Origin of the sequence: Nocardia sp. CDC153, from assembly GCF_035818515.1 — a bacterium.
Taxonomy (GTDB): Bacteria; Actinomycetota; Actinomycetes; order Mycobacteriales; family Mycobacteriaceae; genus Nocardia.
Genome location: NZ_JAYKYU010000002.1, coordinates 1111648 through 1130980 on the forward strand (window position 1 = coordinate 1111648; position 19333 = coordinate 1130980).

Annotated in this window: 1 protein-coding gene (cut by a window edge); it reads right to left on the reverse strand. The window is 70.6% G+C overall.

Translation table 11 applies throughout. The annotated features are described in order from the left end of the window. On the reverse strand, positions 1 to 19333 hold the 3' portion of the coding sequence (locus VMT65_RS13765; RefSeq protein ID WP_442790221.1) for a non-ribosomal peptide synthase/polyketide synthase. 8942 nt of this gene lie beyond the right edge of the window; only the last 19333 of its 28275 coding nucleotides appear in the window; its start codon lies beyond the right edge, outside the window; its stop codon occupies positions 1 to 3.

Below are 19333 nucleotides of genomic sequence, written 5' to 3' on the forward strand. Positions count from 1 at the left end.
TCACCTCTCACCGAGGAGGCGGGAGTTGAGGAAGGGGGTCAGTTGGGGGGCGCGGGTGGGGGTGAGTAGGGCGGTGTGGAAATCGTTGATGGAGATTTGGTCGATGCGGCCGGTGATGTGGGGACGCCAGGCTTGCATGAAGCTGGGCCGGTTGGGTTCTCGGGTGGCGGTGAAGAGGAGGGCGTTGCCGCTGTAGCGGGCCGGGGTGTACGGGAGGGGGTGGGAGAAGCTGTGCAGGACCCGTTGGATTTGGTGGGGGGTGAGGAGGCCGGTCTCGGCCATGCGGTTGGCGATCAGGGAGTAGAAGTCGTCGAGGGTGTCGACGGTGGGGATTTCGGTGAGGTTCAACAGGTCGTGCCAGCCGCCCAGGATTCGGGTTATGGCTTCGGAGACGTCCTGGCGGGTGGGTTCGGCGGACTCGGCCACACCGGTTTCGGGGGTCGTGTCCACCAGGGCGAGCAGGCCGACCCGGTGGCCGAGCTCTTGGAGGCGGACGGCCATGGCGTGGGCAATTTGGCCGCCGAGGGACCAGCCCAGCAGGTTGTAGGTGATGCCGGGGAAGCGGGTCACGAGTTCGCGGACGTAACGGTCCGCGTAGGCCTCGACGGATTCCAGGCGGGGTTCGTCGGCGACGATGTGGGGGTCCTGAAGGCCGTAGAGGGGGACGTCGGGGTCCAGGTGGGGTACGAGGGAACCGTAGACCCAGGACAGACCGCCGCCGGGGTGGACGCAGAACAGGGGCGCGCGAGTTCCGGTGGAGCGCAAGGGAGTCAGGACGTCGAGGGAGATGTTCAGGGCGTCCGAGCCGCTTTCCATCGTGCGGGCGACCGAGGTCGGGGTGGCGTCGGAGAAGAGCTGACCGAAGTGCAGGTCCCGGCCGGTGCGGGAGCGGATCAGGGAGACGACCTGGACGGCGGTGAGGGAGTTTCCGCCGAGGGCGAAGAAGTCGTCGTCCGCGCCGACCTTCTCCGCGCCGAGCACCTCGGCGAAGACGTCGGCGATGAGCTGCTCCAGTCCCGTTGCGGGGGCCCGGAATTCGTGCGAAGACGATTCGGGTTCGGGCAGGGAACGACGGTCCACCTTTCCGGTCGGCGTCAGGGGCAGTTCGTCGAGCACTATGACGACGTCGGGGACCATGTAGGCCGGGAGCCGATCGGCCACCGCCCGCCGGATGGACACCGGATCGACCGCGATACCCGCGACCGGCACCACGTAGGCGACCAAACGGGCTGCGGCATCGGCGTTTTCGGCCTCACCCCGGTCGATCGTGGCGACCGCCTGCTCGATCCCCGGCACGGCGGTGAGCGCGGCCTCGACCTCGCCCAATTCCAGCCGCTGCCCGCGCACCTTCACCTGGAAGTCGGAACGGCCGACGAACTCCAAACCGTGTGCGCCCCAACGCACCAGGTCACCGGTCCGGTACAGCCGCTCCCCCGGCGCGCCGAACGGATGGGCGACGAAACGCGAGGCCGTCAACCCCGTCCGCCCCCGATAGCCGCGTGCCACACCGGGTCCCGACACATACAGCTCTCCGACGACGCCGACCGGCACCGGCCGCAGCCACGCATCGAGCACCACCGCGCCGGTCCCCGCAATCGGCCCACCGATGCCGATCGCCTCACCCGGCACCAGCTCCGCGCCGGTGGTCCAGATCGTCGCCTCGGCGGGCCCGTACAGGTTGTGCACCCGCCGCAGACCCGTGCCATCGGTCCCCGACCATTGCGAAACCAGCCGCCGCGGACACCGGTCCCCACCGGTGAGCACCACGCGAAGCCGGTCCAGCCCGGCCGGATTCACGGTCAACGCGACCGACGGCGTCAGGAACGCGTGGGTGACCCGCTCGGCCCGCAGCAGTTCGGTCAGCGGTTGGCCGCCGTACACCTCGGCCGGTGCCACCACCAGCGTCGACGCCGCCGATACGGCCAGCAGCAGTTCCAGCACGGCCGCGTCGAAGGTGCGCGCGGCCACCGCCAGCACGCGGGACTCGCGGTCCGGCGCGCAGCGGCGTCGGTGATCGGCGACCAGCATCGCCAGCCCGGCGTGGGTGACTTCCACGCCCTTCGGTCGACCGGTCGAACCCGACGTGTACACGACGTAGGCGGTATTGCCCAACCACGGCAGCACATTCGGAGCCGCAACAGCGGCCTGCCCGAACGCGACATCGGTGCCGTCCAGCAGCATCCACGACACCTCGTCCGGCAGGGACCCGTGGTGCTCGACCGTCGTGATCCCCACCCGCACACCGGAATCGGCGCACACGAACCGATTCCGCTGCACGGGATGCGCCGGATCCACCGAGACGAACGCCGCCCCGGTCTTGGCGATCGCCCACACCGACACCACCCAGTCCAGCGACCGCAGCACCCCGATCGCGACCACCGATTCCAACCCCACCCCGCGGTCGATCAGCCACCGCGCCAACAGGTTCGACCGCTCGTCGAGCTCCCGATAGGAGAGCCGCCGCCCTTCGAACACCACCGCGTCACCCTCGGGATTCGCGGCCACCGCGGCGGCGAACAGCCCCGGCAGGGTGACGGGCGCACCGATCGACTCGACTCCGGGGCCACCCACCAGCCGCTCGCGCTCCCCCACGGACAGCAGCTCGATGTCGCGCACCACGACCGACGGATCCGCGGCAACGGCCGCCAACACCCGCCCGAGCCGTTCGGCCAGCCGCGCGATCGTCTCCGGATCGAAAAGGTCGGTGGCATAGCTCATTCCGACAGGAATGGCACCGTTCTCATCGGGCGCGTCGGTCAGCGTGAGCGTCAGATCGAACCGCTCCACACCCACGTCCGCCCCCACGGCCGACACCGCGACACCCGGCAACTCGAAGCTGACCTCGTCGAGATTGTGGAACCCGAGCATGACCTGGAACAGCGGGTGCTGCGCCCGACTGCGCGGCGGGTCCACCGCCTCCACCACCTGCTCGAAGGGAATCTCCGCATGCGCGAACGCATCCAGATCCACCCCGCGCACCCGCCCCAGCAGCTCGGTGAACGACACCGACTCGTCGACCCGCGTCCGCAGCACGACCGTGTTCACGAACATGCCGACCAGATCGTCGAGCAGTGCCGACCCGCGCCCCGCCACCGGCGTACCCACCGCGATATCGGTGCTCCCGGACAGTCGCGACAGCACGATGGCCAGCGCCGCGTGGAACACCATGAACACCGTCGCCCCGGACGCCCGCGCCACCCGCTGCAGCCCGGACACCACGGCCGGTGCCACCGAGAAGGCATGGGTCGCACCGCGATGCGAGGCGACCGCCGGTCGCGGCCGGTCGCTCGGCAACTCCAGCACTTCGGGCAGATCCAGCAGCTGATTGCGCCAGTACCGCAGCTGCCGCGCGAGCAGCGATTCGGGATCGTCCGCCGAACCCAGCAGTTCCCGCTGCCACAGCGTGTAATCGGCGTACTGGATCGGCAACGGTGACCAATCCGGTTGCCGCGCATCGCACCTGGCCACATAGGCCGCCGCGAGATCGCGCGCCAGCGGAGCCATCGAGAAGCCGTCGGCGGCGATGTGATGCAGCACCAGCACCAACACGTACTCCTCGGCGCCCACCGCCAGCAGCCGTGCCCGCAGCGGAATCCGCTGGGCCACATCGAATCCGGACGACACCACCTCGGCGACGGCGGAGGATACGGCGGCGGCGTCCACCACCCGGGCCGTCAGATCGATGTCCACCGCGTCGGCGAGCTCGCCGACCCGCGTCACCGCCTGATACGGCACCCCGTCGATATCCGGGTACCGGGTCCGCAGCACCTCGTGCCGGGCGAGCACGTCCATGACGGCGGCCGACAGTGCCGCGCGGTCCACGCTGCCCGACAGCCGCAGCACCATGGGCAGGCTGTAGGACACCGATTCCGGCGCGAACCGGTTCACGAACCACATTCGCTGTTGCGCGAACGACAGCGGTACCCGGGCCGGACGCCGCTTCGGCTCCAGCCGCGGCTCGCCGTTCCCGCCGTCCGGCCCGTCGATGCGCGCGGCCAGCCGCGCCGCCAGCTCCTCGACCGTGGACGCCTCGAACACATCCCGCAGCGCGACGCCCGCGCCCACCGCGTCGGCCACCCGCGCCGACAGTCGGGTCGCGGACAGCGAGTTGCCGCCGAGCGCGAAGAAGTCGTCGTCGGCCCCCACCCGCTCGATCCCGAGCACCTCGGCGAAGACCCGCGCCACGGTCGCCTCGAGCGGCGTGGACGGCTCCCGGAATTCGCGGGCGCCGAAGACCGGCTCCGGCAGGGCCTTTCGATCCACCTTGCCGCTCGTCGTCAGCGGCAGCTCGGCGAGCACCAGCACCGTGTCGGGCACCATGTACCGCGGCAGCCGCTCCCCGACCGCTCGCCGCACCTCGTCGCCGTCGAGCGCGCGGCCCGCTTCCGGCACCGCGTAGCCCACCAATCGCGCACCGGCCGAACCACTCTCACCGGCGAGGTACACGACCACCGCGCGATCGACACCGGGCACCGCGCACAACGCGGCCTCGACCTCGCCGAGTTCCAGCCGCTGCCCGCGCACCTTCACCTGGAAGTCCGAGCGGCCGACGTACACCAGAGCGTGCGCACCGGATTCGTCCACGACCCACCGCACCAGGTCCCCGGTCCGATACAACCGCTGCCCGGGCGCGCCGTGCGGGTCGGCGACGAACCGGGCCGCGGTCAGCCCCGCCCGCCCCCGATAGCCGCGCGCCACACCGGGACCCGCCACGTACAGCTCACCCACCACGCCCGCGGGCACCGGCCGCAGCCAGCCGTCGAGCACGGTCAGGTGCAGTCCGGCGATACCGGATCCCATGGTGATGGGCGCACCGCCGCGCAGTTCCGGACTGACGGAGGTGATGATCGTGGCCTCGGTCGGACCGTAGGAGTTGAAGAACCGCCGCGCCCGGCCCGCGTCGGTGCGCGACCAGCGCGCGACCAGCTGCGGCGCGAAATGCTCACCGCCGACCCACATGACCTGGAGGTCGTCGAGTCCGGCCGGATCCAGGGACGCGGCCACCGACGGCGTCATCCAGGCGTGGGTGACGCGCTGATCGCGCAGCAGATCGGTGAGCGCCTGCCCGCCGTAGACATCGTCGGGCGCGATCACCAGTACCGCACCGGCCGAGAGCGCGAGCAGCAGTTCGAGTATCGCCACGTCGAAGGTGCGTGCGCCCACGCCCAATACCCGGGATTCGGGCTCGACGGCGTACAGGTGATGGTGTGCGGCCAGCGTGCCCAGGCCCGCGTGGCTCACCTCCACGCCCTTGGGCCGCCCGGTCGAACCGGAGGTGTAGATGACGTAGGCGGTGTTGTCGGGCCGCACCGGCCGTATTCGGTCGGCGTCGGTCACCGCGTCGGTGGAGTGCTGTCCGATGGCGGTGATCGACTCGGGGTCGTCCAGCACCAGCCACGACAACCCGTCTCGCGGCAGCACGGCGAGCTGCCGACCGACCGTGATGCCCACGCGCACACCGGAATCGGCGCACATGAACCGATTGCGGTCGAGTGGATGCGACGGATCGACGGTCAGGAACGCCGCCCCGGCCTTGGCGATCGCCCACACCGCGACCACCCATTCCAGCGACCGCGACAGCCCGATGGCCACCACCGACTCCGGACCCGCACCGCGCTCGATCAGGAAGCGCGCCAACCGATTCGACCGCGCGTCGAGGTCCCGATAGGTGACCCGCCGATCCCCCTCGACCACCGCGTCCCCATCCGGATTCGCCGCGACGGCCGCCGCCAACAGGGCCGGCAGGGTCGCGCCGACGGAGCCGAGTTCGTCCGCGTCGAGCAGCTCGGCCGGATCGCCGCGGCCCCAATCGTCCAGTAGCGCTGTGCGTTCCGTATCCGGCAGCAGGGCGACATCGCGCACGGCGACGCCCGGGTCCGCGGCGAGGGCAGCCAGCACGACGCCCAGCCGTTCGGCGAGCGCCTCGACCACGTCCGCGTCGAGCACATCCGGCTGGTATTGCAGTCGAATCCGGAGTGTGTCCTGCTGAATCACGGTGCAGGACAATGGATAGTGGGTGGAGTCGGTTCCGGTGACCCCGGTCAGCTCGAGGCTGCCGTCATCGGTGACCTGCCGGATGTGGTCCACGTCCACCGGATACGACTCGAGCACCATGGCGGTGTCGAACAGGGTGTCGGTGCCGGTGACCGCGTGGATATCGGTCAAGCCCAGGTGATGATGGTCGAGCAGCGCCGCCTGCTCGCCGTGGATGCGCGTCCAGAGCTCGCCGAGGGTCTCGGCCGGGTCCAGCCGCACCCGGGTGGGAATCGTATTGATGAACAGGCCGATGGTGCGATCCGCCGCCGGGACTTCGGCGGGACGCCCGGACACCGTGGTCCCGAATACGACATCGTCGCGCCCGGTCACCTGCGCCATGAGCAGCGCCCAGGCCGACTGCAGCACGGTATTGAGCGTGACCCCGGCCGCTGCCGCCGCGGCCAGCAGCCTTCGGGTGGCCGCGGCGTCGATCACCAGCGACCGATCCACCACGGCGCTCGTGGCGGTCGCGGTCGGATCGGCGATCAGGGTGGGTTCGACGCCGTGCAGCGCCGCGGCCCAGGCCGCGCGGGCGGCCTCGCGGTCGCGGGTCGTCAGCCACGCCAGGAAGTCCCGATACGAGCCCACGGCCACGCCCTCGCCCCCGGCGTAGCGGGTGAACAGATCGGTGACCAGCAGCGGCCAGGACCAGCCGTCGAGGATGACGTGATGGTCGGTCAGGACCAGCGCCCAGCGGTCGGGGCCCAGTTCGGCGAGGGCGAACCGCAGCAGCGGCGCGGCGGTGAGATCGAACCGGTGCGCCTTCTCTGCCGCCGCCAGCTCGACCAGCGCCGCTTCGGGGTCCGACCGATCGCTCAGATCGACGACCCGCCAAGGCAATTCGACGCCATCACAGACGACGGCGACGTGCGTGCCGTCGCCGGTGGAGGTGTAGGCCGTGCGCAGCATGGCATTCCGTTCCACGAGCGCGCCCGCGGCCGCACGCAGCCGCTCCGGCTCGAGCGCACCCGAGAAGCGCAGGACCACCTGCGCGGCATAGACATCGATCCCTGCCACGCCCGCGGCCAGCTGCGCGTGGAAGATCAGTCCGTCCTGCAGGGGCGTCACCGGCCACACATCCGCCAGGGTGGGGTACGCCCGTTCGAGCGCGGAGACCTCCGTTTGGCTCAGCCGCACCAGCTCGAAGTCCGACGGCGAATACCCGCCCGCGCCGGGCATTTCGGCGAGTTCGGCCAGCGCGGTCACCGCATCGGTCCACAGGTCGGCCAGTTCCTCGATATCCGCCGGATGCAGCAGCGTGCGGGGGAAGCGGAAGGTGGCCCGCATCCGGTCGTCGAGCACGAGCGCGCTCACATCCAGCGCCACGGTGACCGGCATGGTCGGATCGGCGGGCACCACCAATTCGCCCAGCCCGCCGTCGATTCCCTCGGCGAGGCCCGAGACCCGCCCCAGGTAGTTGAACCCGATCCGCCCGGGCATGCGTTGCGGCAACGCGCGCGCGGTGTCCGCACCGAGGTAGCGGAGCAGCCCGTATCCGATGCCCTTGTCCGGGATCGAGCGCAGCGTCTCCTTCACCGAGAGCACCACCGCCGCAACCTCGTCGGGCGTGACGTTCCCGACGTCGAGCCAGCTCAGATCGAATCGCACCGGGAACATGGAGGTGAACCACCCGACCGTGCGCGACAGGTCCGCACCGGGCACCACCTGTTCCTCGCGGCCGTGGCCCTCCATGCGAATCAGCACCGACGGATCGTCGATGCCCCGCCGCGCCCGCCAAATCCGCACCGCCACGGCCAGACCGGCCAGCAGGCCGTCGTTCACGCCGCCGTGGAACGCCGCCGGTACCCGCGTGGTCAGCGCCCGGGTCACCGAATCGGGCAGCTCCACCTCGATCTGGTCGAGGGTGTCGGCGGTGTCGATGCTCGGATCCAGGTCGCGTCGACCCAGCAGCGGGTCCGGGCCCGAGACCATGTCCTGCCAGAACGCCAACTCTCCCAGGCGAATCGGATCGGCGGCGGCCTCGACCAGCCCGTGCGCCCACCGCCGCATGGATGTCCCGACCGGCTCGAGCGCCGGTGCGCGGCCCGCCGCGATCTGCTCGAACGCCGACAGCAGATCCGGCACCAGCACCCGCCACGACACGCCGTCGACGACCAGGTGGTGCGCGACGATCAGCAGCCATCCCGGTGTCCCGTCCGAGGTCTCCAGCCACACGAACCGAACCATGGAACCGGCCATGGGGTCGAGCTTGCCCAGCGCCGAATCGAGTTCCGCCACGGCGATATTGGCGACCGACTGCCGCCCGGCGTCGGTCGTGGTGCCGCCGTCGATGACTCGTCGCAACAGCAGATCCGACACCGCGACCGCGTCGGCGGCCACGACCTCCATCGACCACTCGCCGTCGGCTCCGCGCCGCAGTCGTGAGCGCAGCATGTCGTGTCGCTCCAGCACCGCGCCGAGCGCGGCCGTCATCTCGTCGGCGTCGACGATGCCGGGCAGTCGCAGCACCATGTGCTGATCGAACCGGTCGAAGCCCTTGCCCCACTCGACCATCCAGCGCGCCACCGGCCACAGCGGCAGCTCACCGACGCCACCGCCCGGCAGTTCGGCCAGTTGAATCGCGGCCGCCTCGTCGGCCCGCCGCGCACGCGCGGCCAGCCGCGCCGGGGTGCGCTGCTCGAACACATCGCGCGGACCGAACACCACGCCCTGCCCGCGCGCCTTGGTCACCAGCTGGATGGAGACGATCGAATCGCCGCCCAGCGCGAAGAAGTCGTCGTCGACACCGACCCGTTCGAGGCCGAGCACCTCGGCGAACACCCGGGCCAGCGTCTCCTCGACGGGACTCGACGGCGCCCGGAAATCGTGGTGCGGGAATACCGGTTCGGGCAGCCCGCGTCGATCGACCTTGCCGGTGGCGGTGAGCGGCAGCTCCGCGAGCACCATCACCACATCCGGGACCATGTAGGCGGGCAGTCGCTCCCCCACCCGCTGCCGCAGCTGTTCCGCGTCGACCGTGTGTCCTTCGGCCACGGTGACGTATCCGACCAGGCGTGCACCGGAACCGGATCCGGTGTGCACGATCGCGACGGCCTGTTCGACACCCGCCAGCTCGCACAGCGCGGACTCGACCTCGCCCAGTTCGAGGCGCTGGCCGCGGACCTTGACCTGGAAGTCGGAGCGTCCGACGAACTCGAGTGTCCCCGAACCGGATTCCTCGGCGACCACCCGCACGAGATCGCCGGTACGGTACAGCCGCTCCCCGGCCGCATCGAACGGATTCGCGACGAACCGCGACGCGGTCAGACCCGCCCGCCCCCGATAGCCGCGCGCCACACCGGGACCGGCCACGTACAGCTCGCCGACCACTCCGGCGGGCACCGGCCGCAGCCACGGATCCAGAACCGCCACACTCGTTCCGGCCAGCGGCTCACCGATGGTGATCCGTTCGTCCGGCAACAACTGCGCACCGGTCACCCAGATGGTCGCCTCGGCGGGTCCGTACAGGTTGTACACGCGCCGCTGTCCGGCCGCATCGGTGCCCGCCCATCGCGAGACGAGTTGCGGCCCACAGCGATCACCGCCGGTCAGCACCACCCGGAGCGCGTCGAGCCCGGCGCTGTCCAGCGACAGGGCGACGGCCGGGGTCAGGAACGCATGGCTGACGTGCCGCTCGTGCAGCAGTTCCCACAGGGGCTGTCCGCCATAGACATCCGGCGGTGCGATCACCAGCGTGGCACCGCGCGAGACGGCGAGCAGCAATTCGAGGATCGCCGCGTCGAAGGTTCGCGCGGCCACCGAGAGCACCGTGGAGTCCGGGTCGACCGCGCAGCGCCGAACATGGTCGGCGAGCAGGGTCGCCAATCCGGCGTGGGTCACCTCGACGCCCTTGGGTTGTCCGGTGGAGCCCGAGGTGTAGACGACGTACGCGATATTGCCCGGATGCGTTGGGGCACAGCGTTCCGCATCGGTCACCGCCGCCGCGTCCAGGGTGGACAGATCCGCCTCGTCGAGCCTGATCGCGTCGGTTCCGGGCAGGTCGAGACCCGCATCGCTCCGAGTCAGCACACAGCGGGCCCCAGAATCCGTGCACACGAACCGATTCCGCTCGACCGGATGTGCGGGGTCGATCGAGACGAAGGCCGCACCGGTCTTGGCGATGGCCCACACCGCGAGCACCCAGTCCGACGATCGCGGCAGCCCGATCGCCACCACCGACTCGGGTCCGACGCCACGTCCGATCAGCAAGCGCGCCAACTGGTTCGAACGCGCGTCCAGTGCGCGGTAGGAGATCCGCAGGTACCCTTCCACGACCGCGTCGCCGTCGGCATTGGCGGCCACCGCCTGGGCGAGCGCGTCGGCCAGCAGGATGGTGTCGCGGTCGTCCCGGCGATCGATCAGCGCGGCACGCTCGCCCACCCCGATGTCCCGCACCGGCATGGACGCGTCGCGACCGATCGTCACCAGCATCTGCCGCAGCTGCTCGCCGAGCGTCGCGATCGCCGCCGCGTCGAAAAGGTCGGCGCGGTACTGCAATCGCATCCCCAGCGTGTCCCGCAGCATGGCGGTGCACGACAACGGGTAGTGCGTGGCATCGGCCGCGACCACCCGGGTGATGGCGAGATCGCCGTCCCCGACGGCGTGTTCGATGTCGCGCATATCGATCGGGTAGGACTCCAACACCATGAGCGTGTCGAAGAGCCGATCGGTTCCGGTGCGCGCGTGGATGTCCCGCAGGCCGATGTGGTGGTGTTCGAGCAGCGCGGCCTGTTCGCGATGCAGGCGGGTCCACAGCTCCGCGACGGTCTCGGTGGGGTTCAGCCGGACGCGCGTGGGAATCGTATTGATGAACAGGCCGATGGTGCGGTCGGCGTCGGGCAGCTCGCCGGGCCGCCCGGATACGGTCGCGCCGAACACGACATCGGTGTGGCCGGTGTGCCGGGCCATGAGCATGGCCCATGCCGATTGCAGGACGGTATTCGCGGTCACCCCGGCCGCGGCGGCGGCCGCGACCAGAGCACGGGTCTCGGGCTCGTCGAGGCCGATCGTGCACTCGGCCACTTCGGTCGCGCCCACCTCGGAATCACCGGCGATCAGGGTCGGCTCGACCCCGTCGAGCGCCTCCTCCCACGCAGCCAGGGCGGTGTCCCGATCGCGAGTCACCAACCACGCCAGGTAATCCCGATACGATCCGGCGGCTCGGCTCGGGGCTGCTCCGGTGTACGCGGTGAACAGTTCGGTGAGCAGCAGCGGGTAGGACCAGCCGTCGAGGATGACGTGATGGTTGGTCAGGATCAGCGCCCACCGATCGGCGGCGAGCCGGGCCACGGTGAAGCGCAGCAGCGGCGCGGCAGACAGGTCGAAGGGTGCCGCCTTCTCCGCTGCCGCGAGCTCGTCGAGCGCGGCGGCGGTGTCGGTAGAGGCGCTCAGATCGATTACACGCCAGGGTAATTCGAAGGCGTCGCCGACGATCGCCACATCGATTCCGCTGGCGGTGGTGGTGAAGGCGGCCCGCAGACTCTCGTGCCGCTGCACCAGCGCCGTCGCGGCCGTGCGCAGCCGTGTCGGATCCAGCTCGCCCGCCAGGTGCAGAACCAGTTGGGCGACATAGGCATCCGCCTCGGCCTCGGCGTCGGCGAGGTGGGCGTGGAACAGCAGACCGGCCTGCAGCGGGGTCACCGGCCACACGTCGGTCAGGTCCGGATGCGCGCGTTCCAGCTCGGTGACATCGGACTGGCTCAGGTGGACCAGCGCGAAGTCGGACGGGGAATACCCACCGCTGCCGGGGGTTTGGACATGATCGGCGATCGCGGTCAGCACCCGCGACCACAGCTGTGCCAGCTCCTCCACCTCGTCGGGTGCGAGCAGTGTGCGCGGGAAGCGGAAACTGGCGCGCAGCCGATCCTCGATCACAATGGCGCTGATATCCACCGCGACCGTCACCGGCATGTCCGGATCCGGTGCCGCGGTGAGCTCACCGAGACCAGCGTGCGGACCGTTCGCACCGATCTCGGCGCTGGAGATGCGGCCCAGGTAGTTGAACCCGATTCGCCCCGGCATCCGGTCCGGCAGCAGCCCCGCCGTCTCATCGTTCAGGTACCGCAGCAGCCCGTAACCGATGCCCTTGTCCGGTATCGACCGCAGCGTCTCCTTCACCGACAACACCACCGCCGCAACCGAATCCCCACCGGCGATCACGTCATCGACATCGACGCCACCCAGACCGAACCGCACCGGGAACATCGAAGTGAACCAGCCCACCGTCCGCGACAGGTCCGCACCCGGGACCACCTGCTCCTCGCGGCCGTGCCCTTCCAACCGGATCAGCACCGACGAGTCGTCGACTCCACGGCGTGCGCGCCACAGCCGAACGGCCACCGCCAATCCCGCCAGCAGCCCGTCGTTCACGCTGCCGTAGAACGCCGTCGGCACCCGTGACAGCAAGGCCTGTGTCACGGCTTCCGGCAATCGCACCTCGACCTGTTCCAGCGCGGCCGCGGTATCGATGGCGGGGTCCAACTCCCGCCCGCCGATGACCGGGTCCGCTCCGGCGACCATCGACTGCCACAGGCCCAACTCCCGCAACCGATTCGGCTCGGCCGCCGCCCGCACCAGCCCGTGCGCCCACCGCCGCATCGAGGTGCCCACCGGCTCCAGCACGGGCACACCGCCCGCGGCGACCTGTGCGAGCGCCGCCATCAGGTCCGGCACCAGCACCCGCCACGACACGCCGTCGACGACCAGGTGATGCGCCACCACCAGCAGCCACCCCGGCACCTCACCCGCGGGCTCGAGCCACACGAACTGCACCATCGCCCCGCCGCGCGGGTCCAGCCAGTCCAGCGCCGAATCCAGTTCCGCCGTGGCGATTTCGGCCACCGCGCGCCGACCGGCCTCGGTGTCGACCTCCAGGTCCGGTTCGAGCGCACGGCGATGCAGCAGCCAGGCCGGATCGACGCCGCGCTCGGGCGCGACCTCCATCGACCACTCCCCGGTGTCGCCGCACCGCAGCCGGGATCGCAGCATGTCGTGCCGATCGAGCACCGCGCCGATCGTCGCGACCAGTCCCGCCTCGTTCACGCCCTCGGGCAGTCGCAGCACGACATGCTGGTCGAAACGGTCGAAACCCTTGCCCCACTCCACCATCCACCGCGCCACCGGCAACAGCGGCACTTCGCCGACGCCACCGCCGGGCAGCTCGGCCAAGCCACCGCGTTCGCCCGCGACGGTCTGCGCGGCAGCGGCCAGCCGTGCGGGAGTCCGCTGTTCGAACACATCGCGAGGCCCGAACACCACACCCTGGGCGCGGGCCTTGGACACCACCTGGATCGACACGATCGAATCGCCGCCCAGCGCGAAGAAGTCGTCATCGACGCCGACCTGCTCGCGCCCCAGGACGTCCGCGAAGACCCCGGCGATGATCTGTTCGACCGGGGTGGACGGGGCGCGGAATTCGCGCGGTGTGAAGACCGGTTCCGGCAGCGCCCGCCGATCGATCTTTCCGGTTGCGGTCAAAGGCAATTCGTCGAGCACCAGCACCAGATCCGGCACCATGTAGCCCGGCAGGCGTTCGGCCACCGCCGCCCGCAGCGCGTCGGAGTCGACCGCGTGCCCGGCCCGCGCGGCGACGTAGGCCACCAGCCGGACCGCCGCGTCGGCGCTGTCCCCGTCCGAGTGCACGACGGCAACCGCCTGCCCGACACCGTCCACCTCGCACAGCGCGGCCTCCACCTCGCCGAGTTCGAGCCGCTGCCCGCGCACCTTCACCTGGAAGTCGGCGCGTCCGACGAAAATTAGGACGCCGGAACCGGATTCATCGACCGCCCAGCGCACCAGGTCGCCGGTGCGGTACAGCCGCTCGCCCGGGCCCTCGAAGGGATTCGCGACGAATCGCGAGGCCGTCATCCCGGCCCGGCCCCGATATCCGCGTGCCAGGCCCGCCCCCGACAGATACAGCTCACCGACCACGCCGACCGGCACCGGACGCAGCCACGCGTCCAGTACCCGCACGCCGATGCCGGGGATGCCGGTGCCGAGGTCGAGGGGATCGCCCGCCCGCAGTTCGCGGCTGATCATGGCGATGACCGTGGTCTCGGTGGGCCCGTAGGTATTGAAGAACCGGCGCGAGCGGGCGGCATCGGTGCGCGACCAGCGTTCCACCAGCCGCGCCGAATAGCCCTCGCCACCAACGGTCAGGACCCGCAGGTCGTCGAGCCCGTCGGGATCCAGTGAGGCGACCACCGATGGGGTGAGGAAGGCGTGGGTGATGCGCTGCTCACGCAGCAATGCGGTCAGGGCGGGCCCGCCGTAGGCGTCCTCGGGGGCGATGACGAGGGTCGCGCCGACGGGGACGGCCAGCAGCAGCTCGAGCAACACGGCGTCGAAGGTGCGCGCGGCGACGGCCAGCACGCGGGAGTCCTCGGTGACCCCGTAGTCACGCAGTTGCGCGGCGGCGACCGCCGCCAGTCCGGAGTGGCTGACCTCCACGCCCTTGGGACGGCCCGTCGAACCCGAGGTGTAGACGACGTAGGCCGTGTTGTCCGTGCGGAGCACGCCATGTCGCTCGGCGGCGGTGAGAGCGGTCGACGGGTACTGCCGGACGCGACCCGTCACCGACGGGTTGTCCAGTATCAGCCAGGACACCTCCTCGGGCATGGCCGAGGCGTGCTCGTCGTCCGTAATGCCGAGCGCGACACCGGAATCCACGCACATGAACCGATTGCGGTCGAGCGGATGGGTGGGGTTCAGGGCCAGGAATCCGGCGCCGGCCTTGGTGACCGCCCACAGGGCGAGCACCCATTCCAGCGAACGTGGCAGGGCGATGGCGACGACCGTGTCCGGGCCGACGCCGTGGCCGATCAGGAAGCGCGCCCACTGATTCGAGCGCTCGTCGAGCTCCCGGTAGGTGATGGCGCGATCGCCGTCCACGATCGCGAGACCGTCCGGATGGGCGGCCACCGCGGCGGCCAGGAGCGCCGGCAGTGTCACCGCCGCATCGGTGACGGCGAGCGCGGCGATATCGGGAGTGCCCGTGCCGCCCCAGGTTTCGAGGTCGCGCCGCTCGGCGTCCGACAGGATCTCGACCTCGCGCAGGGCGAGTGCGGGATCGGCGATCACGGTCCGCAGCAGGTGCTGCAGGCGGTCGGCGAACCCGGTGATGGTGTCGGCGTCGAACAGGTCTGTGGCGTAACTCAGATCGACCGGCATCGCGCCGTGCGCGTCGGGCCGGTCGGCCAGGGTCAGCGTCAGGTCGAATCGCTCGACACCGGTTTCGGCACCCGACGGCGTCACGGCCAGACCCGGCAGTTCGACGGCCGCCGGGTCGAGGTTGTGGAAGGCCAGCATGACCTGGAACAGCGGGTGATGCGCCTGACTACGCGGCGGATCGAGGGCCTCCACCACCTGATCGAACGGAATCTCCGCCTGCGCGAACGCATCCAGGTCCACCGTGCGCACCTGGGCCAGCAGGTCGGTGAACGATGCCGACTCGTCGATCCGGGTCCGCAGGACGACGGTATTGACGAACATGCCGACCAGGTCGTCCAGTAGCGCCGACCCGCGCCCGGAAACCGGTGTGCCGATGGGGATGTCGGTCACTCCCGCCAGCCTCGACATCAGCAGCGCCAGGGCGGCGTGGAACACCATGAAGGTGGTGGCACCGGTGGCGGCGGCCAGTTCCCGCAGGCCGGTCACCACGCCGGGCTCCACGACGAAGCGATGCGTCGCGCCCCGATGCGAGGCCACGGCCGGACGCGGTCGATCCGACGGCAGCTCCACGAGCTCGGGCAGATCCCGCAATTGCGCTGTCCAGTAGCCTATTTGGCGGGCGAGCAGTGATTCGGGGTCGGCCGCCGACCCCAGCAGTTCCCGCTGCCACAGCGCGTAATCGGCGTACTGCACCGGCAAGCTCGGCCAATCCGGTTGGCGTCCAGCGCACCTGGCCGCATACGCCGACGCCAGATCCCGCGCCAACGGGGTCATGGAGAAACCGTCGGCATTGATGTGGTGGATCGCCATCACCAGCACGAACTCCTCGGCCCCGAGCGAGAGCAGCCGAGCTCGCAAGGGAATCCGTTCGGCCACATCGAAACCGGCGGACACCACCTCCGATACCGCGCCCGCCAGGTCCGCCGCCGCGACGGTGCGCGGCGTGAGGTCGACATCCACCGCCGTCGGGAGATCGGCTGCCGCCACCACCGACTGGTAGGGCACACCGTCCACATCCGGGTACCGGGTCCGCAGGACCTCGTGCCGGACCAGCACATCCATGATCGCCGACGTCAGGGCCTCGATATCCAGCGCACCGGACAACCGCAGCACCAGCGGAATGCTGTAGGACGCCGACTCGGGGGCGAAACGGTTGACGAACCACATGCGCTGCTGCGCGAACGACAGCGGCACCCGCTGCGGCCGCGGCCACGGCCGCAGGCGCGGACCCTCGCCGGTTCGATCCGCCTCGGCGCTCGCCCGTTCCGACCCCGTCAACCGTGCGGCCAGTTCCGCGACCACCGGGGCCTCGAAGACCTCGCGCACGCCGACGGGCGTCCCGAGCCGATCCGCCAGCCGAGCCGACACACGCGTCGCCGACAGCGAATCGCCGCCGAGGACGAAGAAGTCGTCGTCGACGCCCACCCGGTCCACACCGAGCACCTCGGCGAAGGTCGACGCCACCAGCTCTTCCCGGGGCGTCGCCGGAGCCCGGTACTCGGCACGGGTGATCACGGGTTCGGGCAGCGCGGCCTTGTCGAGCTTCCCGTTCATCGTCAGCGGCAGCGCGTCCACGGCCATGACGACATCGGGCACCATGAAGCCCGGCAGTCGCCGTCCCACCGCGCGCCGCACCCGCGCCGGATCGAACGCGCGGCCCGGTGCGGCGACCACATAGGCCACCAGGCGGGTACCGACACCGGTGTCGCGGGCCAGCACGACCGCATGATCGATGCCGTCGAGTGCGCACAGGGCGGATTCGATCTCCCCGAGTTCGAGACGCTGTCCGCGCACCTTCACCTGGAAATCGGAGCGGCCCACGAACTCCAGCACCCCGGTCTCGGATTCATCGGCCCGCCACCGCACCAGGTCACCGGTGCGATACAGCCGCTGCCCGGGTTCCCCGAAGGGATCGGCGACGAACCGCGACGCCGTGAGCCCGGCCCGCCCCCGATAGCCGCGCGCCACACCGGGACCCGACACGTACAGCTCGCCGACCACACCGACCGGCGCCGGACGCAGCCAGGCGTCCAGCACCAGCGCGGACATCCCACCGATCACCGACCCCATCGGAACCGGCTGGCCCGCAACCAGTTCGGGGGTGGCCGTCACCCAGATGGTCGCCTCGGCCGGGCCGTACAGGTTGTGCACCCGGCGACGGCGAGCACCGTCGGTGGCCGCCCAGCGCGCGACGAGCGCGGGCGGGCACGCCTCACCGGCGACGGTCAGGACCTCCAGCTCATCCAGTCCGGTGGGATCCATGGCCGCGACCACGGTCGGGGTGAGGACGGCGTGGCTGACCCGCTCGGTGCGCATGAGCTCGGCGAGCGTCGGCCCGCCGTAGACGTCCGGCGGCGCGATGACCAGGGTCGCGGTGCCGGAAACCGCCAGCAGCAGTTCGAATATCGCCGCGTCGAACGTGCGCGAGGCCACGCCGAGCACACGGGATTCCGGTCCCGTCGCGAACCGTCGCCGCTGCGCACCGCAGACCCCGGCGAGCCCGGCGTGGGTGACCTCGACGCCCTTCGGACGCCCGGTGGAGCCCGAGGTGTAGACGACGTACGCCGTATCCGCCTCGCAGACGGGAACATCGGCCGTCGGCGCGGGCGAATCATCGGCCAGGTCATCGAGATCCAGCCACGCGATGTCGTCCCGCGGCAGCGCTGCCGCGTACCGGCCCGTGGTAATGCCCACGCGCACAGCGGAATCGGTGCACATGAACCGATTGCGGTCGATCGGGTGCCCGGGGTCCAGCGAGACGAAGGCCGCGCCGGTCTTGGCGATGGCCCACACGGCCAGCACCCATTCGAGCGAGCGCGGCACCCCGATCGCCACCACCGATTCCGGGCCGGTCCCACGCTGGATCAGGCACCGCGCCAACAGGTTCGAGCGCTCATCGAGTTCTCGATAGGAGACGCGTCGCGTGCCATCCGCGACCGCACAGCCGTCCGGGTTCACGGCCACGGCGGCCGACAGGATCTCCGGCAGGGTCGATCCGTCGGACGTGCCGAAGGCGTCCAGATCGAGCCCGTTGCCCCGGCCCCGACTCAGGAGCCCTCGCCGTTCCGCCAGCGGCAGGGTTTCGACGTCACGCACGGACACGGACGAATCGGTGACGATCGCACGCAAGACCTGTTCCAACCGCCGCGCGAAGGCCATCACCGTCGCCGCGTCCAACACTTCGGGTTGGTATTGCAGCCGGATGCGCAGACCCTCGTGCACGGTGATGCTGCATGTCAGCGGATAGTGCGTAGAGTCCGTCGCGGTCACCCCGGCGACCATCAGGTCCGCCTCGCCCGTGAGTCGCCTGATGCCCTGGGCGTCGAGGGGATACGACTCGAGCACCATCACGGTGTCGAAGAGCCGGTCGGTCCCGGTCAGGGCGTGGATGTCGGGCAGTCCGAGATGCTGATGCTCGAGCAGCGCGACCTGTTCGGATTGCAGGCGCGCCCACAGCCCGGCGACGGTCTCGGCGGGGTCCATGCGCACCCTGGTCGGGATCGTATTGATGAACAGACCCACGGCGCGCTCGGCATCGGGCAGCTCGGCGGGGCGACCGGAGACGGTGCCGCCGAAGACGATATCGGTGCGACCGGTCAGCTGCGCCAGCATGATCGCCCACATCGATTGCAACACGGTGTGCACGGTGACCCCGGCGTTCGCCGCGGCGGCGGTCAACGCTCGCGCGAGGGTGGGATCGACCGCGATCCACTCCTCGGCCACCACACCGGTCGCGGCCTGCTCGGTGGTGACCAGGGTGGGCTCGACGCCCGCGAGGGCCTGCGCCCAGGCGGCCGATGCCGCGTCACGGTCACGACTTGCCGTCCACGCCAGGAAGTCTCGATACGACCCGGCGGCGACGCCCGGGGCATGACCGGTGGCGTAGTGGGTGAACAGATCGCTGATCAGCAGCGGGTAGGACCAGCCGTCGAGGATCACGTGGTGATTGGTCAGAATGAGCGCCCGGTCGTCGGGGCCCACGTCGGCCACCGTCCAGCGCAGGAGCGGTGCCACCGCCGGATCGAAGCGGCGCGCCTGCTCCGCGGCCGCGAGCTCGGACACCGCGAGGTCGCGATCCGCGCTCTCGGTGAGATCGACCACCTGCCAGGGCAGTTCGACGTCATCGCAG